The 19,405-nt window shown below is 71.8% G+C and carries 15 protein-coding genes; 9 read left to right on the top strand and 6 right to left on the bottom strand.

Annotated features, from left to right (window positions below; translation table 11 throughout):
* Positions 1 to 4: 4 nt before the first annotated feature.
* On the bottom strand, positions 5 to 262 hold the full coding sequence (locus DFJ67_RS36365) for a hypothetical protein (RefSeq protein ID WP_116073382.1): 258 nt from the start codon (positions 260 to 262) through the stop codon (positions 5 to 7).
* Between the two features lie 117 nt (positions 263 to 379).
* Positions 380 to 1,153: a M23 family metallopeptidase gene (locus DFJ67_RS36360; RefSeq protein WP_116073380.1), complete on the bottom strand. Its 774-nt coding sequence runs from the start codon at positions 1,151 to 1,153 to the stop codon at positions 380 to 382.
* 101 nt (positions 1,154 to 1,254) lie between these two features.
* Between DFJ67_RS36360 and DFJ67_RS36355 the strand changes: the two genes are divergently transcribed.
* Entirely contained in the window at positions 1,255 to 3,171 is a 1,917-nt protein-coding gene (locus DFJ67_RS36355; protein ID WP_244940451.1) for an ABC transporter transmembrane domain-containing protein, read from the top strand.
* A complete protein-coding gene (locus DFJ67_RS36350; RefSeq protein ID WP_116073376.1) occupies positions 3,168 to 4,898 on the top strand; it encodes an ABC transporter ATP-binding protein in 1,731 nt (576 codons plus the stop codon). Before DFJ67_RS36355 ends, DFJ67_RS36350 begins: the two co-directional genes overlap by 4 nt.
* Here the strand turns inward: DFJ67_RS36350 and DFJ67_RS36345 are convergent.
* Positions 4,895 to 5,506, bottom strand: a complete 612-nt coding sequence (locus DFJ67_RS36345) for a hypothetical protein (protein ID WP_116073374.1) — start codon at positions 5,504 to 5,506, stop codon at positions 4,895 to 4,897. The two genes, DFJ67_RS36350 and DFJ67_RS36345, sit on opposite strands and share 4 nt — an antisense overlap.
* Positions 5,507 to 5,582: 76 nt before the next feature.
* Between DFJ67_RS36345 and DFJ67_RS36340 the strand changes: the two genes are divergently transcribed.
* Complete coding sequence (locus DFJ67_RS36340; protein ID WP_239097595.1) at positions 5,583 to 6,530, top strand: YihY/virulence factor BrkB family protein; 948 nt, start codon at positions 5,583 to 5,585, stop codon at positions 6,528 to 6,530.
* On the opposite strand, the gene ppk2 is transcribed toward DFJ67_RS36340, so the two are convergent.
* Positions 6,517 to 7,449, bottom strand: a complete 933-nt coding sequence (ppk2, locus tag DFJ67_RS36335) for a polyphosphate kinase 2 (RefSeq protein ID WP_116073370.1) — start codon at positions 7,447 to 7,449, stop codon at positions 6,517 to 6,519. The genes DFJ67_RS36340 and ppk2 overlap by 14 nt on opposite strands.
* Positions 7,450 to 7,516: 67 nt before the next feature.
* On the opposite strand from ppk2, the gene DFJ67_RS36330 reads away from it, so the two are divergent.
* Together DFJ67_RS36330 and DFJ67_RS36325 are read left to right on the top strand one after the other, a co-directional pair.
* Positions 7,517 to 8,299: an SDR family NAD(P)-dependent oxidoreductase gene (locus DFJ67_RS36330; RefSeq protein WP_116073368.1), complete on the top strand. Its 783-nt coding sequence runs from the start codon at positions 7,517 to 7,519 to the stop codon at positions 8,297 to 8,299.
* The gene (locus DFJ67_RS36325; RefSeq protein ID WP_116073366.1) at positions 8,299 to 9,456 is read left to right on the top strand and encodes a low temperature requirement protein A; all 1,158 of its coding nucleotides are present in this window, start codon (positions 8,299 to 8,301) and stop codon (positions 9,454 to 9,456) included. The genes DFJ67_RS36330 and DFJ67_RS36325 overlap by 1 nt, the downstream gene beginning before the upstream one ends.
* Here DFJ67_RS36325 and DFJ67_RS36320 read toward each other — a convergent pair.
* Both DFJ67_RS36320 and DFJ67_RS36315 read right to left on the bottom strand, forming a co-directional pair.
* Complete coding sequence (locus DFJ67_RS36320) at positions 9,444 to 12,374, bottom strand: NACHT domain-containing protein (RefSeq protein ID WP_147315752.1); 2,931 nt, start codon at positions 12,372 to 12,374, stop codon at positions 9,444 to 9,446. The two genes, DFJ67_RS36325 and DFJ67_RS36320, sit on opposite strands and share 13 nt — an antisense overlap.
* On the bottom strand, positions 12,356 to 13,087 hold the full coding sequence (locus tag DFJ67_RS36315; RefSeq protein WP_116073362.1) for a Crp/Fnr family transcriptional regulator: 732 nt from the start codon (positions 13,085 to 13,087) through the stop codon (positions 12,356 to 12,358). Before DFJ67_RS36315 ends, DFJ67_RS36320 begins: the two co-directional genes overlap by 19 nt.
* Positions 13,088 to 13,421: 334 nt before the next feature.
* Between DFJ67_RS36315 and DFJ67_RS36310 the strand changes: the two genes are divergently transcribed.
* From DFJ67_RS36310 to DFJ67_RS36295, 4 genes are read left to right on the top strand one after another with little or no spacing between them, the layout of a single operon-like run.
* A complete protein-coding gene (locus DFJ67_RS36310; RefSeq protein ID WP_116073360.1) occupies positions 13,422 to 15,200 on the top strand; it encodes an HSP90 family protein in 1,779 nt (592 codons plus the stop codon).
* On the top strand, positions 15,197 to 17,980 hold the full coding sequence (locus DFJ67_RS36305; protein ID WP_116073358.1) for a hypothetical protein: 2,784 nt from the start codon (positions 15,197 to 15,199) through the stop codon (positions 17,978 to 17,980). Before DFJ67_RS36310 ends, DFJ67_RS36305 begins: the two co-directional genes overlap by 4 nt.
* A gap of 28 nt (positions 17,981 to 18,008) precedes the next feature.
* Positions 18,009 to 18,368 (top strand): hypothetical protein, encoded by a 360-nt coding sequence (locus DFJ67_RS36300; RefSeq protein WP_116073356.1) that lies wholly within the window; start codon positions 18,009 to 18,011, stop codon positions 18,366 to 18,368.
* Between the two features lie 31 nt (positions 18,369 to 18,399).
* Complete coding sequence (locus DFJ67_RS36295) at positions 18,400 to 19,335, top strand: Dyp-type peroxidase (RefSeq protein ID WP_116077069.1); 936 nt, start codon at positions 18,400 to 18,402, stop codon at positions 19,333 to 19,335.
* The last annotated feature ends 70 nt before the right edge of the window (positions 19,336 to 19,405 follow it).

Raw genomic sequence — 19,405 nt, 5'->3', positions numbered from 1 at the left:
GCGGTCAGGGGAGGCCGCCACCGCAGCTGCTGCCCGTGCCCCAACTCCATGATGTGTCCGCGCCGCCGGGGCCCGTACCCTTGCCGCGCATTGTGCCTTTCGCGGTTTTGCGCTGTTCGTGAGCCATGCCGCGGATGGCGGCGCGGGCGGCGCTCCGCGGGTCCGCCGCCGTCCGCGCGGCGGCCCGCCGCCGGCCGATCACGACGACCGTCCCGCCGACCACCACGGCGAGCACTGCCAGCGCCAACACCCAACCGTCCATCGTGGCCTCCCCGTGTCCACTACCGACGGTAGGCGCGGGCGCAAGCGGGGAAACAGCGGTTATCCCGCCGTTACCTTCAGGCGGAGGGGACAGGTGTCCCCTCCGCCTGGCGGGAAATCAGCAGCGGGGCACGCCGGGGATGAAGCCGTCGTAGCCCGTGTAGACGTAGGCGTCCGAGATGAACCGGCCCGAGCCGATCCGGTCCCAGATGGTGCTCGTGCCGTAGGTGCCGGTGACCGAGGTGCCGTTGGTCTGGCACTGGATGGTCACGCCGGCGCCGTCGGCGACCGTGCCGACCGACGAGTAGGACGTGCCCGGGCCCGAGCGGACCGTGAGCGCCGTGCCGGCCGTGTTGACCGTGCCGTGGCCGGTGGTGCCGCCGGAGCAGGCGTTGTCCGACGTGTAGGTCTTCGTGCCCCAGTAGAGGGCCAGCGTGCCGTTGAACCGGGCCTGCACCGCGGAGCCGTTGAGGCGCTGCTCGTAGTGCAGGTGCGGGCCGGTCGAGTTGCCGGTCGTGCCGACGTAGCCGATCACCGAGCCGTAGCCGACCGACTGCCCGACCGACACGTTGAACCCGCTCAGGTGCGCGTAGTAGGTGGTGTAACCGCCGCCGTGGTTGATCCGCACGTAGCGGCCGTAGCTCGTGTCACCCAGATTGGTGACCACGTCGACGGTGCCGGGTGCGCTGGCGACGACCGGGTCGCCGTCGTCGTTGGTGCGGTTGAAGTCGACCGCGTTGGCCGGGCTATGGTCGCTGCGGGTCTGCCCCGACCACGCCTGCCCGCAGGGGAACGGCACCTTGAACGTGGGCGCCGCCAGTGCGGGTGCCGACGGCAACAGGAGGAAAGCGACACACGCGGCGCCGAGCAGGCGCCACCACCGGTGCTTCATACACGGACCTCCACTCAAATGAAGAAATACTTCAATGCGTGGATATGATCCTGGCAGAAAACTCCGTGAGGGGAAACATCGGCTGACGGTAGGTTGAACCCGTGCCCCCGCAGATCCCCCATGCCGATCCCGGGGTGCCGGACACACGGGGACCGTTCCGCTACATGTGGTGGCTGGTGCGCCGCCAACCCTGGCGGGTGCTGCGCGGTGCCGTGGTCGGCACCGCGTGGATGGTCGGCCTCGCCGTCCGGCCCTGGCTGATCTCCCGGGCGGTCGACGACGGCCTGCGCACCGGCGACCACCGAGCGTTGCTGTTCTGGGTCGGCACGATCGTGCTCTCCGGCCTGGTCCTGTCCTGGCTCGGCATCCAGCGCCACCGCACCATGACCTTCGTCCGCGAAGATGCCACCGCCCGCTCCGCCGAGGTGCTGCTGCGTCACCTGGCCCGCACCGGCAACTCGCTGACCCGCCGCATCGCGGCCGGCGAGGTCGCCACCGTCAGCGGCCGCGACATCGGCTACGTCTCGCAGGTGCTCACCTTCACCGGGCCGGGTGTGGGCGCGATCGTGGCGTACGCCGCGGTGGCGGTCGTGCTCTGGTCGGCAGCACCGACGCTGGCGGTGACCGTGCTGCTCGGCGTGCCGGCCGTGGTCGCCGTTGTCGCGCCGCTGCTGCGCCGGCTGGAGGCGGTCGAGACCGACTACCGCCGCAAGCAGGGCGCGCTCACGGCCCGCGCGGCCGACATCGTCGCCGGGCTGCGGGTGCTCTCGGGTGTCGGTGGCCGGGGCCTGTTCGCCCGCCGCTACGACCGCCGGTCGCAGGACCTGCGGGCCGAGGGCTACCGGGTCGCCGTCCCGCACAGCTGGATCGAGGCGCTCGGTGTCGCGATCCCCGGGCTGTTCCTCGCGCTGGTGGTCTGGCTGGCCGCCCGGCTGGCCGTCGCCGGCACGATCTCGGTCGGCGAGATGGTCGCCGTCTACGGCTACGTCGCGATTCTCGCCGTGCCCTGCTGGTTTCTGCTCGGCAGCGCGCACGACGTCATCCGTGGCCGGGTCGCCGCCCGGCGGATCATCGCGCTGCTCGCGGTGCGACCCGACCCGGCCGGTGGTCCCGAGACCGCCGACGCGCCGGCCGGCCCGGCCGACCTGCACGATCCCCACAGCGGGCTGACCGTCCCGGCGGGCCGGCTGGTCGCTGTCGCCGCCGACCACCCGGGCACGGCGGCGGCGCTCGCCGACCGGCTGGCCCGGTTCGTCGCCAGCGACGTCACCTGGGGCGGCGTGCCGATCGGGTCGGTCCCGCTGGCCGAGGTCCGCCGCCGGATCGTGGTCGGCGACCACGACGCCTACCTGTTCGCCGGCCCGCTACGGGAAACCCTCCGCGGCGCCGCTCCGCTCGAAACCGGCGCGGCTCCGGCGAAGACCGGCGCGGCTCCGCTCGAAACCGGCGCGGCTCCGCTCGCGACCGGCGCGGCTCCGGCGAAGACCGGCGCGGTTCCGCTCGAAACCGGCGCGGTTCCGCTCGCGACCGGCGCGGCTCCGGCGAAGACCGGCGCGGTTCCGCTCGAAACCGGCGCGGCGCTGGCCGGGACCGGCGCGGCCCGGGTCGAGACCGGCGTGCATGCGGCCGCCGCCGAAGATGTCGTCGACTCGCTGCCGGACGGCCTCGACACCGAGGTCGACACCCAGGGCCGCACCCTCTCCGGGGGCCAGCGGCAACGGGTGCGGCTGGCCCGCGCGGTGCTCGCCGACGCCGAGGTGCTGATCCTCATCGACCCGACCTCGGCCGTCGACGCGCACACCGAGGCCCGCATCGCCGCGCGGCTGCGCGCGGCCCGAGCCGGCCGCACCACCGTGCTGCTGGCCACCTCGCCCCTGCTGCTCGGCCAGGCCGACGAGGTCGCGTTCCTCGCCGGCGGCCGGGTCACCGCCACCGGCGGCCACGCCGACCTGCTCGCCCGCGAGCCCGGCTACCGGGCACTGGTCGCCCGCGACAGCGACGCGGAGGTGGCGGGATGAGCGGGCTACCGGTCGCCGACCGGGCGACCACCCGGCGGGCCACCCGCGACCTGGTCACCGGTGAACGCCGCTCGGTGCTCCTGGTGCTGCTGCTCCAGGGCGCCGCGGTGGCCGCCGGGCTGGCGGCGCCCCGGCTGCTCGGCGTCATCGTCGACGACGTGGTCGCCGGCAAGGGCACCGCCGCCGTCGACCGGCTGGCGCTCGCGATCATCGCCTGCACCGTCGTGCAGGGCGCGCTGCTGCGCTACGGGCAGCTCGTCGGCTACCGGCTGGGGGAGCGGGCCATCGCCCGCCTGCGCGAGCAGTTTGTCGCCCGCACCCTCAACCTGCCCACCGCGGTGGTCGAGCGGGCCGGCACCGGCGACCTCGCCAACCGCAGTTCCGTCGACGTGGCCACGGTCGGCACGATGGTCCGCGATGTCGTGCCGATCATGATGATCGCGTTCGTGCAGATCGTGCTGCTCTTCGGCGCCGTGTTCCTGATCGACCCGGTGCTCGGCCTGGTCGCCCTGACGGGGTTGCCGACGATCCTGGCCGTCACCCGCTGGTACCTGCGCCGGGCCACCCCCGCCTACCTCGCCGAGGGCGTGGCCGGCGCCGACCTGACCGAGGCGCTGACCACGACCGCGGAGGGCGCCCGCACGGTCGAGGCCCTGCGGCTGGCCGACGACCGGATCGCCAACGGCACGACCCGGGTCGCCCGGCTGTGGACCACCCGGCGGGCGACGCTGGCGCTGCGCTCGGTCTTCTTCCCGGTCATCGAGGCCAGCTACGCGCTGCCGATCGCGTTCCTGCTGCTGGCCGGCGGCACCCTGGTCCGCGACGGCCGGGTCAGCATCGGCGACGTGGTCGCGGCGGCGCTGTTGCTGCAACAGGCGATCGACCCGCTCGACCGGATGCTCCAGTTCATCGAGCAGGCACAGCGGGGCATCGCCTCGTACGCCCGCGTGTTGGGTGTCGGTCTGGGTGTTCCCGAGCAGCGCGGCGTCGCGCCCGCACCCGACGACGAGCGGATCGAGGTGCGCGGCGCCCGGTTCGCCTACGCGCCGGGGCACGACGTGCTGCACGGCATCGACCTCGAGCTGCGCCCGGGGGAGCGGCTGGCGATCGTCGGCCCGTCCGGTGCCGGCAAGTCGACCCTGGCGCGGCTGCTGGCCGGCACGGAAGCGCCCGACAGCGGCACGGTCACGCTGGGCGGCGTGCCGGTGGCCGAGATCGACCCGGCGCAGCGGCGGCAGCTGATCGCCCTGGTGACTCAGGAACACCACGTCTTCATCGGTACGCTCCGCGACAACCTGTCGTTCGCCGCCCCCGACGCGACCGACGGCGACATGCTCAGCGCCCTGCTCGCGGTCGGCGCCGACTGGTATGCCCGGCTACCCGACGGCCTCGACACCCAACTCGGCGAGGGCGCACACCAACTAGGCCCGGCCGACGCGCAACAGCTCGCGCTGGCCCGCATCGTGCTGGCCGACCCGCACACGCTGATCCTCGACGAGGCGACGGCGGCCCTCGACCCGACGACCGCGCGACGCACCGAACGCGCCCTGGCGGCGGTGCTCGACGGCCGCACGGTCATCGCGATCGCCCACCGCCTCAACACGGCCCGCGACGCCGACCGCGTCGCGGTCCTCGAAGACGGCCGCGTCACCGAGCTGGGCACCCACGACGCACTAGTAGCAGCCGACGGCGCCTACGCCTCCCTCTGGCGCTCCTGGCACGGCTAGCCCTGCTGCTCGGTCCGGCACATGTTGCCGATGATCAGGGGCCACTGGGAGCCGCCGATCTCGACGGTGGTCTCGACGTCGCGGATCGCGCCGTCGCTCGTGCGGATTCGCATCCGCACCGGGAGCGGGTCGGTCGAGATGCCGCCGCGCGTGCAGGCGTAGGTGATCCAGACCGCGACCGTGCGGAAGCCCGGGCGCAGCATCGCCTCCGGTGCCGTGTTGCGGAACTCCAGGCCGTCGCGCTTGGCCTCGACCGCCTCCACCCAGATCGGCAGCGGGCCGAGGTTGACCAGCGTCAGGTTGGCGACCAGGGACGCGTTGATGCCGTCGCTGCTGCCGCCCGCGGCCGACGAGTCGAGCAGTTGCGCGCTGATCGACACGATGGTCGCGGCTTCGGCCTTCTGCTGTTGCCGCTGCCAGTGGTGCACCGCGAAGCCGCCGGCCAGTGCACCGACCAGCGCGGCCAGCACCACCGCGCCGATCGGCACCCGGGCCGCCCGGGCCCGCTCCCAACCGACGCGCAGGCGGGCGCCCGGGTCGGGGGTCGGCCGCTGCGGTGGCGGCCGGTCGAGATCGACGAGGACCTCCGGATGGCGGGCATCGACCATGGCGAGAGGGTACGCGCCGCGCCGTACGCACGGCGATCCCCGTTTGTCCCGTCTGAGGGACGCATCATGGGTGCCCATGGGCGACGACGCACCGGACAGTCCAACCAAGCTGCCCGCCGGCTCGTGGCTGGCCAGTGCCAAGCGCGCGGTCAGGGAGTTCTCCGCTGACTCGGCCGGCGACTGGGCGGCGGCGCTGACCTACTACGGCATCCTGTCGATCTTTCCCGGGCTGCTGGTCGTCGTGTCGATCCTCGGCCTGCTCGGCGACGACACCGTTGCGGCCGTGCAGCGCAACCTGAGCAGCACGCTGCCGGGTGCGCTCGCCGACTTCGTCAACAACGCGATCAGCCAGGTCGCCGGCAACTCGTCGTTGGCCAGCGCCGGCGCCGTCATCGGTGTGCTGGTCGCGTTCTGGTCGGCGTCGGGCTATGTGTCCGCGTTCATGCGCGCGTCCAACGACATCTTCGACGTGCCCGAGGGCCGGCCGATGTGGAAGACGCTGTCGACCCGGGTCGCGATCACCGCTGGCGTCGGGCTGATCCTGATCGCCTGCGCCCTGATCGTGGTCTTCACCGGCCGGTTCGCCGAGTCGATCGGCGACGCGATCGGGCTCGGCTCGGCCGCCGTGACCGCCTGGAACATCGCCAAGTGGCCGGTGCTGGTGGTGCTGGTCAGCCTGATGTTCTCGATCCTCTACTGGGCGGCGCCCAACGCCCGGCACGGCCGCTTCCGCTGGGTCACGCCCGGCGGCCTGCTGGCGGTGCTGCTCTGGATCGTCCTGTCCGGCCTGTTCGGGCTCTACCTGACCTACTTCAACTCCTACAACAAGACCTACGGCACCGTGGCCGGCATCATCATCTTCCTGGTGTGGCTGCAACTGTCCAACATGGCCATCCTGCTCGGCGCCGAGTTCGACGCGGAACTCCAGCGCAGCCGGGCGATCGCCGCCGGCCACCCGGAGGACGAGGAGCCGTATCTGGAGTTGCGCGACGACAGCAAGCTGAAGAAACCTAGAAAGCGGTGAACGCGCGACCGTGCTGCTCGCCGTCTTCGAACAGCTCGCTCGCCGGCCCGACGATCAGCGGGTCGGGCTTGCCGACGACTTCCTCGTCTTTGTTGTCGTAGGGGAACCGGGTCAGCACGTGCCGCATGGCGGCCAGCCGGGCCCGCTTCTTGTCGTTGCTCTTGATCATGGTCCAGGGCGCGTCGGCGGTGTGCGTGTAGAAGAACATCGCCTCCTTCGCCTCGGTGTAGTCGTCCCACTTGTCGAGCGAGGCGAGGTCGGTGGGTGACAACTTCCACTGGCGCACCGGGTCGACCTGGCGGATCAGGAACCGGGTGCGCTGCTCGTGCCGGGTCACCGAGAACCAGAACTTGATCAGGTTTATCCCTGACCGCACCAGCATCCGCTCGAGCTCGGGCGTCTCCCGCATGAACTCGAGGTATTCGCCGCGGGTGCAGTAGCCCATCACCCGCTCGACGCCGGCCCGGTTATACCAGGACCGGTCGAACAGCACGATCTCCCGGGCCGCGGGCAGGTGGGCGATGTAGCGCTGGAAATACCACTGCGCCATCTCCCGCTCGCTGGGCTTCTCCAGCGCCACCACGGTCGCGCCGCGCGGGTTGAGGTGCTCCATGAAGCGCTTGATCGTGCCGCCCTTGCCGGCCGCGTCGCGCCCCTCGAAGAGGATCACCAGCCGCTGGTCGTTGGCCTTGATCCAGTTTTGCAGCTTGAGCAACTCGATCTGGAGCAGCCGCTTCTCGCGCTCGTAGTCGGCGCGGTCCATCCGCTCTTCGTAGGGGTAATTCTCGCGCCAGGTGTCGACGACCTCGCCGTCTTCTTTGAGCAGGACGGGGTCATCGTCGTCGTCATCGAGCACGCGGTAGCCATCGTACCGTTTGAGCAGGTTCGGGGTGCCGCCGTTGCTCGTTTCCGCGCCCATGGACCGACGCTACCCACCTGCGGTGACCGCCAATCGTGGATCGGGTGAACAGCGGTAGCGTGATCACATGCGGATCGACCTCTCGGGAAAGACGGCCGTCGTTACCGGCTCGTCGTCGGGGATCGGCCTGGCGATCGCCGCCGGGCTCGCCGGCTCCGGTGCGCGGGTGGTGCTGACCGGGCGCGACGAGGGCCGGGTCAACGCCGCCGCCGACACGCTGCGGGCCACCGGAGCGCAGGTCAGGCCGGTCGCGGTCGATCTCGCCGCCGACCCCGGACCGCTGCTCGATCAAGAGCCCGAGACCGACATTTTGATCAACAACCTCGGGGTGTACGCCGCACAGCCCGCGCTGGAGATCCCCGACGAGGAGTGGCGGCGCTACTTCGAGACCAACGTCCTCGCCGGTATCCGGCTGACCCGGCACTACCTGCCCGGCATGATGTCGCGCGGCTGGGGCCGGGTGCAGTTCATCGCCAGCGACTCGGCGGTGGTGATCCCGGCCGAGATGATCCACTACGGGATGACCAAGACCGCCGTGCTGGGCGTCTCGCGCGGCTTCGCGAAGGCGGCGGCCGGCACCGGCGTCACCGTCAACACCGTGATCGCCGGCCCGACACACACCGGCGGCGTCGAGACGTTCGTCCGCCAGTTGGTGCCCGGCGACCTCCCGTGGGATGAGGCGCAGCGGCGCTTCATGCGCGATCATCGACCGCAGTCGTTGCTGCAGCGCCTGATCGAGCCGGAGGAGATCGCCAACATGGTGGTGTATCTGAGTTCGGTGCAGGCCTCGGCGACCACCGGCGGCGCACTGCGCGTCGACGGCGGCTACGTCGACGCGATCCTGCCCTGATGACGGAGGCGCCGTCTCCCGCGGCCGAACGGCACGCGTCCTGGCTGGAGCTGTTCTTCGACCTCGTCGTGGTCGTGGCGGTCGCCCAGTTGGCGCACCAACTCGAAGGCTCGCCGGGCCTGCGCGACGTGGGCCTGTTCGTGGTGCTCTTCTACGCGGTGTGGAGCGTGTGGACGAGCTTCACGTTGTACGCCAACGTCGCCGCGACGCGCACCCGTACCCGAGCGATGTTGGTGGCGATGTTCGGCATCGCGGTGATGGCCGCCGCGATCCCGCAGGCGGCCGGCGACCGCGGCGAGGCGTTCGCCGTCGCCTACGTCTGCTGCCGCTGGCTCGGCATCATCTCGTGGCGCCGCACGGGCCAGCTCCTGTTCTCCTGGCCGGCGGCCCAGGCCGGCGCCGGCTTCGTGCCGTGGGTGGTCTCGATCTGGGTGCAGCCGCCGGCCCGCTACTGGCTCTGGACCGCGGGCGTGGTGCTCGACATCGCGGTCTCGGCGTTCCAGGGTAGCCGCGGCCCGCAACTCATCGACCGGATGCGCCGCTCGACCTCGACGCGCGGCGCGTCACGGCAGCTGCGCCCGGCACAGCTTGACCCGGCCCACTTCGGCGAGCGGCTGGGCCTGTTCGTCATCATCGTGCTCGGCGAGGCGGTCGCCCAGGTCGTGATGGCCGCATCCGACGCCGAGTGGCACCGCTCGCTGTTCGTCGCCGCGATCGCCGGGTTCGGCCTGCTCATCTGCCTGTGGTGGCTGACCCTCGAATACGGCGCGATGGCGGTGCCCCGCTACAGCGAACACCGGATCGAGGCGTGGCTGGCGCTGCCGGCGCACTTCACGATGACGCTGGGCATCACCGCGGTGGCGGCCGGCCTGGGCATGCTGGCCGAGGATCCGGCGGGGCCGCTGGAGTTCGCCTCGCGCTGGGTGCTGTGCGGTGGGCTGGCCCTCTATTTCCTGACCACGACGATCGTCGGCTTCGTGACCGGCGCACCGCGCGGATGGCTGCTGTGGCGCGCACTCCCGGCCACCCTGGTGCCGATCCTGCTGGGCGTCTTCGCCGGGCCGTTGCAGGCGCGCTGGCTGGCGCTCATCCTCGTGGCCGCCGCGCTCTGGCAGGTCCGCTACGCCCGCCGGCACGCGGCGCGTCAGTCCGAGTAGTCGCCCGACACGAGCCGATCGACAAGGCCCTGCGGAAACCGGTTGCCTTCAGCGAACAGCCTCGCCCGGACCAGCCTTCGGATGGGACCGGGTTTGCCCTGAAGGGCGACGCGGTAGAGGGATTCGCGGTCATCGACGTTGGCTGGCGTCGTGTCCTTGAACATCAACTCGAAGAGGATGAAGGCATTCGTGTATGGCAGCCGCAGGATGGGCTCGGCCTCGTCATTGGGGAACGCTCGCCAGTATGGAACGAGAGCGTAGAGCAGCTCCCGGTTGTCGACCGGGGTCTGCATGAACCCCGATTGCCGCAACGAACGCCCGAGGTCGCTCTCCGGCTCGGCGTTGAGGTCGAGTGTCAGGGTCGGGAGGAACTGCTTGGGTTCGGCGTCGGGAGGCCATGGAATGGCTGCCCACAGCGACACCGGACTGCCGTCCTCAGGACGGATTTCGAGGACCGGCGGCCCTTCGGGCACGAACACCCAGGCGACCCGAAATGCCTGCCAGAGCCGTTTGCCGTCTTCCGGAGGTAGCTGGCTCTTCCACAGCAGGGCGATCTGCCGCCACGTCACGTAGACCGGGTCGTCAACCATCTCGGCGACGTCAACCGGCCCGTCCGACAGGGCCACGATGAAGATGGCCAGGTTGGCGGAGAAGGCGGCGTGGCGTGCGGCCATGGTGCGGCGCACCGGCTCGTATCCCGGCAGGGACCAGGTGGGGTGTGGGTAGCCCGCGTCCGGCAGCAACTCCAACGCCAGCGCCCGGCACTCGTCGCGGGTCGTCGGCGCGAGGCGAGCGAGCAGGCCGCGGACGAAGTCGAGGAGCGGGCCCCGGCGGGCGACGACGGCGAACGAGGTCGCCGCGTAGAGGTATCCGGCGTCCAGCGACGGCTGGCGGCGGTTGCGCTGGTGGACACGTTCGGCGGCCAACTCGACGAGCGCGTCGACGATGAGGCGGGCGGCGAGAAAGTCTCCGAACGTCGCGTGCAGGAACTCGTAGCTCTTCTCCGGCGGCCCGGTGTCTCGCTGCGCCCGCGACTCGTGCACGAAGAAGAAGCGGCCGACCAGCAACTGCCCGATGGTCAGCGCCCGCCCGCCGCCGGGCGCGGCGGTCGGTTCGATCAGGTCGGCCGGGGTCAGCAGGAAGCCCATGTCGCCATCGAGCTCGGCATCGGTGATCACCTCGGCGCCACGATTGAGCATGGCCAACGCGACGGCACACAGCCTCCGCCACTCCGCGTCGACGGCGCGTGCCCGGTGCTCAGGGCTCAGCTGGCCACCCAACTTCGCGACCTCGCGGTCGACGAAGCCGGCGAAAAGCCGCTCATAGAGTTCAACGCGGTCGAACGACGCGTTGCGCGAACGCTGGAGTGCGTTGTCCTCGGCGTCATACAGGGCGAGCAGCAGGAGGAGCAGGGGTTGGCGGGCAAGCTCACCTTGGGCGAGCGCCGCCCTGGCCGGCAGCGGGTGGAAGCCGCGTCGCGCCAACTGGTCGCCGTTGGCCTCGTTCCAGACGTCGAGCCAGTCGCCGACCTGTGCGTCGGAGAAGGGCGCGATCCGGACGACAACCGTGCCGGCCGGTAGCCGAGCCCGGTCGGCAACAACGGTTCTGGTCGTGACCACGACGGCGACCGGTCGACCCAGCTCGGCTTCCCGGCGCTGGAACTCCTCTACTTCTTCGAGGTAGTCCGCGCGGTTCATCCCGGTCGCCTGGAGAAGTTCGTCAAAGCCGTCCAGGAACACGACCGGCAGTGCCTCACCCGCCCGACGCGCCAGTTCTGGCCAGCCCAGATGCTCGCCCAGCAGCTGCTGTATGCCGCGCTCGATCTGGGTCTGAACCGGAGCGTCACCGGGGACGGCGCGGAGTTCGACCCGGATCGGCAGGAAGTCGACGGCGGGCAGGCCCGCTGCCAGCACCCGGGTGAGCACCGATTTTCCCGAGCCCGGCTGTCCGAGCACCACCATTGGTGCCACGGTAGCGACCGGACCCGAGAGGTGCGCGACGACGGCTTCGAACAGGTCGTCCACCTGCGCCTGATCCTTCCACCAGGCATCGGTCGCAACCGAGTCGCTCGGCCCGGCGGAGGCGATCTGCCCCTGCGGATGGATGTAGGCGCGCTCCAGCGTCGGCAGGACGACCTGCGTCGACCGTGTCGACGTGCCGATCAATGGGCGCTCGACGGCCGCGCGGTAGCGCGCCACCAGGCCGGTGCGGATCTGATCGATCGTCGCGCCGCCGCTGGTGCGGTCGAGGAGATGCCGCATGGCGTCGCGCGTTGCCTGCGAGTCGGCCATGAACGCCCAGACGCCGAACTCGGGCACCTCGGCGGCCAGCGCGCGGAAATGTTCGGCATACCTCTCGACAGCAGGGTCGATGACCGCGAACAGTTGCCTGCGCGTGGGCGCTGTGATCGACAGTTCCTTGAGAAAGCGACTCAGATGCGTGGCCACGTCGGCGTAGTGGTCAGCCAGGTCCGTGAGCACGGCCTCGAATGGGCGGTGCGGGGCCGGGATCGGCACCTCGGCCTCGAACAACGCCCGGACGAGCTGCGCGTGGCTGCTACCCGGCCACTCGCCGGTCACCAGCGTGACCTGCTCGCTCGCCAGCAGATCGACGGAGTAGGCCTCGTCGAGGGCCTCGAAGAAGGCGGTCACGACCAGCACGGTGTGCGCAGCGACCAGCCGCTCGGTGCGGTCGAACCGCCGCTCGCCGGTCAGCCGTCGGCGAACCCCCGACACCGCGGCGTGTCCCCACTCGACCAACTCGCCGCGCAGGGCGAAGAAGTCGACCGTGCCGAGGCTGGCGATGGTCGCCGCCGCGGCGGGCACGCCGGCCGCCCGGCCGAGCCACTCGACCACCTCGCTGTCGCGGCCGGCCAGGAGGCGCACGGCGTCGGCGTAGCTCAGTCTTCTCGGCTGCACCGCGCTGACGGTAACGGCTCGCGCACAGCCTGCGCCACACCGGCGTAGCGATTGAGGGCCGGGACGTCGACGAGCAGGATGCGGCCGGGCTCGAGGACCAGCCAGCCGCGGCGTTCGAGGCGGGACAGCACCGCGCTGACCGACTGGCGGGCGCCGCCGGCCAGGTTGGCCAGGACCGTGACGCCGATGTCGACGGTCATCGGGTCGCTCGGCCGGGCCATCCGCAGCAGCGCCTTCGCCACCCGGCGGGCCAGGTCGAGAATCATCAGGTCGGCGCGTTGCTCGGCGAGGGTGCGGACGTGTGCCGCGAATTGCAGGACCACGTTGTGGGTGAGCAACATGGACGACGCCGCGAGGGTGACCACCGGCTCTGCCGGAATCGCCAGAATGACGCTTTCCCGGAGTGCTTCCACGGATGCCAGATGCGGCCGGCGGTCGAATACGGCGATGTCACCCACAACATGTGGTGGGCCTTTGAGGTGAAGCACCGAACGGCGCCCGGAACGGCTCGGCTGGAACTCGCACAACAGCCCGCTCTGGATGACCACCAGGTCGAGCGGGTCGTCGCCCTGCTCCCAGAGGATCGAGCCGACGGGCACCGTAAACGGGGTGGCCTGCGAGGTCAGCTCTGCGAGAGACTCCGGTGGCAGGCCCCTGAAGATGGGGGACCGGGCCAAGGTGGCAGTGATCATTCGCGCGGAATCGTCGGCCATCGTGGCTCCCTCGGTCGGGTTGCGCAGGTGGTCGGGTCCGGGTGAACGTGAATTGAAAGGCGCGGTTCACTCTCGCCGGCGGAGCGAATTCGAACCACACAGGATTGCACGTGCATTGGCAGGCGGTAAACCACGTCGTCCGATATCCAGTATGGGCGCTGACGTAGTCAAGTCAATCGCTCAGCATGGGGTTGCGGCAATGGCAATTGTCATTGCCGCGACACAACCGGAGACCTTGCCGAGGGTGGCCGCCGTGGCCCGACGGCGGCCACCGCCTGACCGCCGCACCGGCGGGACCACACATGTCGTAGGCAGGCGGTACCTTGGCACCGCCATGGACGCTCACCGCACCTTTCAAGTCGACCTCGCCGGCCTGGTCGACCTGCTCAGCCACCACCTCTACGCCAGCCCGCGGGTCTATGTCCGCGAGCTGCTGCAAAACGCCGTCGACGCGATCACCGCGCGCCGCCTGCGCGAGCCCGGCGCGCCGGGCCTGGTCACGATCGAGACCACCGACGCCGGGCTGCGGGTCACCGACAGCGGCGTCGGCCTGACCGAGCAGCAGGTGCACGAGCTGCTGGCCACCATCGGTCGCAGCTCCAAACGCGACGACCTGGGCTTCGCTCGCCACGAGTTCCTCGGCCAGTTCGGCATCGGCCTGCTGTCCTGCTTCCTGGTGGCCCGCGAGATCGTGGTGGTCACCACCGCGGCCGGCGCGCCGACGGTCCGCTGGACGGGCTACGACGACGGGCGCTACCTGGTCGAGCCGGTCGCCGGCGACCACCCGGTGGGCACCACGGTCACCCTGGTGCCGCGGCCCGGCGCGAAGAGCTGGTTCGCCCCGGCCACCGTGCTCGAGCTGGCCCGGCTCTACGGCGACCAGCTCCCGATCGAGGTCACCGTCGACGGCACGCCGACCACCGGCGCGGTGGTGAGCGCGCCGTGGGACGCCGCGGGTGTGCGCGCCTGGACGGCGTACGCCGAACGCACCATGGGTCTGACGCCCTTCGACGTGATCCCCCTGTCGGTGCCCGAGGCGGGCCTGACCGGCGCCGCCTTCGTCATGCCGCAGCCGCTCAACCCGGCGCAGCGCGGCGGTCACCGGGTCTACCTCAAGCGGATGCTGCTCGCCGAGAGCGCGGAGGGCCTGCTGCCCGACTGGGCGTTCTTCGCCCGCTGCGTCGTCGACACCAGTGAGCTGCGGCCGACCGCCAGCCGCGAGGCGCTCTACGAAGACGGCCTGCTCGAGAGCACCCGCGAGGCGCTCGGCGACCAGCTCCGCGGCTGGCTGGTCCGGCTGGCCCGCACCGACCCGCGCCGGCTGGGCGAGTTCCTGCGGGTGCACCACCTCGGCGTCAAGGCGCTGGCGCTGCACGACGACGCGATGCTCAACCTGGTCGCCGCCTGGTGGCCGATGGAGACCAACGTCGGCCGGATGACGCTCAACGAGTTCCGCGAGCGGCACGGCGTGCTCCGCTACAGCGCGACCACCGACCAGTTCCGCCAGCTCGCCGGCGTCGCCGCCGCGCAGGACCTGGCCCTGGTCAACGCCGGCTACACCTACGACACCGAGATCATCGAGCGGCTGGCCCAGGTCGAGCGCGGCGTGCGGATCGAGCGGCTCGACCCGACCGACCTGGCCACCCGGTTCGAGGCCCTCGACCCGGGCGTCGAGCTGGGGCTGCGTGGGTTCACGTTGGCCGCGCAGCGGGCGCTCGACCGGCTCGGTTGCGAGGTCGTGCTGCGCGCCTTCGACCCGCCGACCGTGCCGGCGCTCTACCTGGTCGACCGCGAGACCGCGTTCCGGCAGGAGCTGCGCGCCACCCGCGACAAGGCCGACCCGATCTGGTCCGACGTGTTGTCGGCCCTCGACGATCGGCGCGCCGACAGCCGGCCGCAGCTCGTGCTCAACCACCGCAACCCGCTGGTCCGCCGGGTCACCGTGCTGCCGACCGACGACCTGGTCGAGCTCGCCGTCGAGGCGCTCTACGGCCAGGCGCTGCTGCTCGGCTACCACCCCATCCGCCCGGCCGACGCGGCGTTGCTCAACCGCTCGTTCCTCGGCCTGCTCGACCGGGCGGTGCCGCCGACCGACCCGGAGGCCCGCGCGTGAACGTCACCGAGATGCTCGACCAGGCGCGCGAGATGCCCTACGGCGCCGCCCAGATCGCCCTGCTGGAGCAGGCGATCGCCCACGCCGACGCGCAACGGCTGGCCGACGAGGCGTTCGAGGCGCGGATGCTGGCCACGACCGGCTACATCTACGGCGGCGAGCCGGCCCGGTCGTTCGTCACGTTCAGTTGGTGCCTGACCGAGTTCGATCAGGACCCGGTGCGCTACGGCGGGTGGACCCACCACGTGCTGTGGTCGTTCAAGGCCATGGTCAACGCGATGACCAAGTTCCCCGAGATCCCGCTGGCCCGCACCGAAGACGTGCTCGACGACATGGAGCGTCGCTGGAAAGCCGGCGGCCACAGCCCGCACGCCGTCTACATGGAGCGGCACCTGGTCGCCCGGCACGTCGGTGACGTCGACGCCGCCGAGCAGTGGTTCGAGCGCTGGTCCACGGCGCCCCGCGACGACCTGTCCGACTGCATCGGCTGCGACCCCACCGGCAAGGCCTACTGGCTGGCCCGGCGCGGCCGCGACGACGAGGCGATCGCGCTCGCCGAGCCGGTGCTGGCCGGCCGGCTGTCCTGCACCGAGCAGCCGCATTCGATCCACACCGCGCTGCTGCTGCCCTACCTGCGCACCGGGCGCACCGACGCGGCCCGCGACGCGCACCGCCGCGCCTACCGGGCCCACCGCACCCGCCTCGCCGATCTCGGCGACATCGCCGAGCACATCCGGTTCTGCGCGCTGACCGGCAACGACGCGCTCGGCCTGGAGATCGTCGAGCGGCATCTCGACTGGCTCGACCGGTCGCCGACCCCGTGGGCGACGATGACGTTCGCGGCGTCGGCGGCGCTGGTGCTGCGCCGGCTCGACGCCGCCGGCCACCGCGGCCTGACCGTGGGCGACCGGCCGGTCGGTGCCGTCGCCGAAGACCTGGCCACCCGGGCCCTCGACCTCGCCGCCCGGTTCGACGCCCGCAACGGCACCGGCGAGCAGACCGCGCAGACCCGGGAAACCCTGGCCACGACGCCCATCGGCGCCGCCGTGCGGTTGGCCGCGCCGGGGTCACGCTCTTCATGGGATACGCACACCGACTCGGGCGCGGCCGAAGAAGGCCAAGACCGTCCGGTGTGGACAGAGGCGGCGCACCCGGTGCCCGAGACATCCGGCCCCGACGAGCTGCTCGACCTCGCCGAGGCCCGTTACCGCGACCGGCGCGAGGCGGAGGCGTTCGCGGCCTGGAACGCGTTCGACGACCGCTACGCCGATGGCCCGCTCACCGACCTCCAGCGGGCCCGCCGCCTCGACGGGCTCGGCAGCCGGGTCGCACACGACGACGACCACGCCGCCGCCGAGCAGGCCTGGCAGCAGGCCGCCGCGCTCTACGCCGCGGCCGGCGACGAGGTGCGCCGGCAGATCGCCCGCGGGCGGCTGGGCATGGGCCTGCTCCGGCAGGGCCGCGCCGACGAGGGCGGCCCGCTGATCGAAGAGTCCACCGCCTACCTGCTCGAGCACGGCGCACCCGGCCAGCTCGCCCGCGCCCACCTGCGGCTGGCCTACGCGCAGGCGACCACCGGCCGGCTCGCCGAGTCGGTGGCGACCAGCCGCGCGGCGCAGGAGCACGCCGCGGCCGCCGAAGACCCGTCGGTGCTCGGCCAGATCCTGTCGCTGCGGGCCCAGGCGCTCGGCCGGCTCGGCGAGATCGAAGAGGCCGCCGCCGCGGCCGGCGAGAGCCGCCAGCAGCAGCGCGCCGGCGGCCAGCCCGACGAGCTCGCACACGCCTGCCTGCTGCACGGCGCCGCGCTGCGCCAGCTCGGCGAGGCCGACGCGGCGTTGGCCGCGTTCGACGAGGCGCTGTCCGTGCCCTGCGGTGCCGAGTTGCGGCGGCTGGTCGGCCGGCAGCGCGCCGGCCTGCTCGCCAACTCCGCGCGGGCCGCCGAGGCGATCACGCCGCTGGCCGAGGAGATCGCGGCGCTGACCGCCGCCGGTGACCGCGAGACCGTCCCGCACACCCAGCACGAGCTCGCGATCGCCTACCTCAACGCGGGCCGGGCCCTCGACGCCGCCGAGGTCGCCGAGGAGGCGCTGGCGGCGTTCGAGGCGGCCGGCGACGACCAGGCGCTGGGCGTGCGCGACCTGCTGGTGGCCGTCTACCAGGAGCTGGCCGAGCACGAGTCGATGCTGACCCAGCTCACCGCGCTGGCCACCGCGATCGCCGCGCAGGGCGACCCGGCGGCGCTGGGCCGGGTCACCGAGCGGCTGGCCGAGGCGCTCGACAAGCTCGACCGCGACGCCACCGCCGCGGCCCGGTTCGCCGAGGCCGCCGCCTCCTACACGAGCGCCGGGCGGCCGATCGACGCCGTGCGCACCAGCCGCCGGCACGCCACCTCGCTGCTCTGGGCCGGGCAGCCCGACCAGGCGCTGGCCGCGCTAGCCGCCGCCGACACCGCCGCCGCGGCGTTGCCGGGCGAGCCGCACGCGGTCTGGGAGCGGGCGATGCTCGACTACGACGGGGCGAGGCTCCTCGACCGCTCCGGCCGCGCCGAGGAGGCGATCCCGCGGGCCGCCCGCGCGATGGCCGGCTTCCGCGAGCTGGGCGCCGGCGCCCAGGCCGGCTTCGCGGGCCTGCTGCACGGCGAGCTGCTGCGGGCGGCGGGCCGGCACGAGGCGGCCGAGACAGCGCTGTCCGACGCGCTGGCGCTGGTTCCCGACGACGAGGAGGCGCTGCGCGGGCAGCTCGAGGGCGCCCTGTCAGCCGTCCGTGACGACCGGTTTTGATCGGTCTGGATCGGGGAATACCGGTCCTATGCCGACCGCCGACGCACCCAACGCATCCGACGCACCTGACGCCGCACCCGAGGTCACTACCGACCCACCCGCCATCGCGCAGGTGACCCCCGGCATGGAGGTTCAGGACGCGACGGGGGTGCCGGTCGGCCTGGTCGGCGCGGTGCAACAGCCCGACACCGAGGTGCGGCCCGAGCTGCCGGCCGGCCCGGCCGAGTTCTTCATGGCCAACGGCTATCTGCTGGTCGACCGCGGCGAGCAGTTCGAGAACAACGTCTACGTCAGCGGCGACCAGGTCGACCACATCAGCGGCACCGGCGACGGCACGCTGGTGACGCTCAATGTGAGCTGGGACGAGTTGGACCGCGCCGTCGACTGACAGCCCGGCGCGGGGCGGTAAATTGGCCGCCATGATCGAAGCGCAGCAGGTGCTCGCACCGCTCAGCCGGGCCGCGTTGGTGCTGGTGGTCACCGTCAACGAGGGTGCCGAGGCCGCGGCGAAGACCAGGGATCTCTGCGGTGACCTGTCGGGTCTGGTGCGGTCCGTCGGCTTCCGCGACCTCGACGCGCAACTGTCCTGCGTGGTCGGCTTCGGCGCCGGTGTCTGGCCCCGTATCTTCGACGACGTCCGCCCGCCGGCCCGGCTGCACCCGCTGCCGCGGATCCGGGGCGAGAAACACGAAGCGGTCTCCACACCCGGCGACCTGGTCTTCCACATCCGCGCCGGGCGCCCCGACCTGTGCTTCGAGCTGGCCACCCAGATCCTGACCAAGCTCGCCGGCGCGGTCACCCCGGTCGACGAGACCCAGGGCTTCCGTTTCTTCGACTTCCGCGACCTGCTCGGCTTCGTCGACGGCACGGAGAACCCGGTGGGTGACGCCTCGGTCAAGGCCGCGCTGATCGGTGCCGAAGACCCCGACTTCGCCGGCGGCAGCTACCTGGTCGTGCAGAAATACCTGCACGACCTGGACGCCTGGAACAAGCTGCCGGTCGAGGCGCAGAACAAGGTGATCGGCCGCGACAAGCTGTCCAATGTGGAGATGGACGACGCGGTCACGCCGTCGTCGGCGCACCGGATCCTGACCACGATCAAGGACGACGACGGCAACGAAATCAAGATCATGCGGGACAACATGCCGTTCGGCAGCCCGGCGGCGGGGGAGTTCGGCACCTACTTCATCGGGTACGCGGCCAGCCCCACCGTGATCGAGCAGATGCTGCGCAACATGTTCATCGGCGACCCCGCCGGCAACTACGACCGCATCCTCGACTTCTCCCGCGCCGTCACCGGCAACCTCTTCTTCGTGCCGTCACTGGCCCTGCTGGACACTCTCGGCGACGACTGACCACATATTCGGGTGATGCGTGGCGTGGACCGCCGTCGGCAGCGTGGAGGGCATCGACACCAACGGGGAG

It is taken from the genome of Asanoa ferruginea (assembly GCF_003387075.1).
Classification (GTDB): Bacteria; Actinomycetota; Actinomycetes; order Mycobacteriales; family Micromonosporaceae; genus Asanoa; species Asanoa ferruginea.
Note: the sequence above shows the minus strand (reverse complement) of the source record. Positions and strands in the feature narration are given on the sequence as shown.